Source organism: Silvimonas sp. (assembly GCF_031291215.1).
Classification (GTDB): domain Bacteria; phylum Pseudomonadota; class Gammaproteobacteria; order Burkholderiales; family Chitinibacteraceae; genus Silvimonas; species Silvimonas soli.
Window position 1 is genome coordinate 1 of sequence record NZ_JARLJK010000043.1, and the last position, 2041, is coordinate 2041.

General features: G+C 60.9%; 3 protein-coding genes and 1 tRNA gene. 2 read left to right on the plus strand and 2 right to left on the minus strand.

The features are described from left to right. A partial coding sequence (locus P4L78_RS01405; RefSeq protein ID WP_309326490.1) for an MASE1 domain-containing protein occupies nucleotides 1-829 on the minus strand: 829 nt, incomplete at its 3' end. 63 nt (nucleotides 830-892) lie between these two features. On the opposite strand from P4L78_RS01405, the gene P4L78_RS01410 reads away from it, so the two are divergent. Both P4L78_RS01410 and P4L78_RS01415 read left to right on the plus strand, forming a co-directional pair. Continuing rightward, nucleotides 893-1240 (plus strand): type II toxin-antitoxin system HicA family toxin, encoded by a 348-nt coding sequence (locus tag P4L78_RS01410; RefSeq protein ID WP_309326492.1) that lies wholly within the window; start codon nucleotides 893-895, stop codon nucleotides 1238-1240. A 29-nt stretch (nucleotides 1241-1269) separates the two neighbouring features. Beyond that, a complete protein-coding gene (locus P4L78_RS01415; protein WP_309326494.1) occupies nucleotides 1270-1662 on the plus strand; it encodes a type II toxin-antitoxin system HicB family antitoxin in 393 nt (130 codons plus the stop codon). A gap of 244 nt (nucleotides 1663-1906) precedes the next feature. Here the strand turns inward: P4L78_RS01415 and P4L78_RS01420 are convergent. Further along, nucleotides 1907-1982: transfer RNA gene (locus P4L78_RS01420), tRNA-Trp, on the minus strand. Nucleotides 1983-2041 lie beyond the last annotated feature (59 nt).

Below are 2041 nucleotides of genomic sequence, written 5' to 3' on the forward strand. Positions count from 1 at the left end.
ACACCGGCCCCTGATGAATCAGAGCCATCGGCCCGCCCTGGTGCAGCGAGGCCATCGCACCGATCACCGCGACCAGAATGACCCCGCCCTGAGTCGACAGCCGCCCCGATCCGAACGACAGCAAAAGCAGCGTGGAAAACGGCAGGAACAGGATCGGCAATCCACTCTGGGCAAAAACGACAACCGTCACCGCCGCATGGAGCGCAAACAGCCCCAGCGCGCGCGCATGCCCGACGGGGGATTGCGCCTTGATCGCGCGGGCATAGCTTCCGTCAAACAGCGCTTTGAAAAAAGGCGTGAAAATGACGAACCCAAGCGCGTTGCTGCCATACCAGCGCAGGAACGACATCCCCATGGGCGTTCCATAGGTCAGTGCCGAGACCAGCGCCCCGGCCCCCACCCCCAACGCCGGCGTGACCAGCCCCGCGCCGAACAGGAAACGCACCATCGTGCGCCCATCGGCCAGGATTTCCTCGCTCGCCCGCGAACGATCCATACACCAGGCAGCCATCGCCGTCTGGGCCATGTTGATCAAGCCATAGAACACGATGCCGCCCGACCAGCCGCGCGCCACGCCATTGGCCAGAAGATTGGCCAACCATCCCGCCAGCAGCAACGCAGACCAGTCACGCCGTGGCCGGGACAACAACAGCGCCAGGATGACCGCATCCGCCGGCCAGACGGTGGCATGACTGCGCCCGTCGCTGGTCAGGACAATCGTCGCCGTGGCCATCAGGAAATAGGTCGCGGCGCCCACAAAAGCCCACAGAGCCCGGTCGCGCAGCACGCGACCTTCGCCGTCGCTCACCTGATCTTGCCTCAGCACCATACGGTCACCTTTTGGCAATACGTGTTAACAGACCATTGCCAACGGCCACCCAAAGACGCGCGGATGCAGATTCATGCGGCAAACGACTGTCGCAACGGGATGGGAAGCCCCCGAACAGAGGCGCGGCCCTCGGCAAACCCACAATTACCGAACCCGCGAGAACGAGATGCGCAATTATTTGCGCATTCACCATTGCGCACCGCCCACGCCATGTGCATATATTTGCGCATGGAGCGAAACAGCAGGCAGATCGTCAAGCGCCTTGTCGACGAAGGGTTCGAACTGGTGAAAATCGCCGGTTCGCATCACAAGTTCCGCAAAGCCGATCGGGTCGTGATTGTTCCGCACCCGAAAAAGGATCTGCCACTGGGCACCGCTCGCAACATAGCAAAGATGGCCGGGTGGCTCTGACCCACCCGACCGGCGCCAAGGAGGGCGACATGCAATATTTTTATGCCATCGTGCATAAGGATGAAGATAGCGCCTGGGGCGTGTCTTTCCCCGATCTGCCCGGCTGTTTTTCGGCTGCGGATGACGTGAAGGACATCGTGCCCAACGCGTGTGAGGCGTTGAGCCTGTGGTTCGAAGATACCCCGTTCGTGCAACCGATGCGCCTCGACGAAGTGCAAGGCGCTGCGGCTGCCGATCTGGCCGCCGGCGCTTTCATCGTTGCGGTTCCTTACGTGCGTAACGACGGGAAAGTGGTTCGCGCCAATATCTCGCTTGACCGGGGCATGCTGGTCGCGATCGACAGAGCCGCGACCGAGCGCAACCTGACCCGCAGCGCGTTCATCGCTCAATCGGTGCTCAACGAAATCCAGGGGGCGCATTGACCGCCGATCGAGAGGACATCCTCTACCGCCCGTGATTTCGATCTGGTCGTCAAGGATTGCCCGCCGACTGCCCGATCCTTGAGCGTCACTTTCATACGGCATTTGCCAAGCAAAGACTCCGAGGCGAGCGGTTTGAACGCACCCCAGAAATTGATTCTCAAATTGACGAATTAGCTGCCGCTGGAAAAGCGGCCACCGCCACCCCTTCCTGACGAACTGAAATATAACAGCTTCTGAAAGAAAATGGCAGGAGTGGGGGGACTCGAACCCACGGCCCTCGGTTTTGGAGACCGATGCTCTACCAACTGAGCTACACTCCTGCATCCAGGGCTTACGCACCGGAAGAGCGTCGCCCATAGTGGGTTGACGAAAGGGATGC

Coding starts and splice junctions, on each gene's coding strand:
- P4L78_RS01410 (WP_309326492.1), top strand. CDS start 893: ATGCAGATTCATGCGGCAAACGACTGTCGCAACGGGATGGGAAGCCCC.
- P4L78_RS01415 (WP_309326494.1), top strand. CDS start 1,270: ATGCAATATTTTTATGCCATCGTGCATAAGGATGAAGATAGCGCCTGG.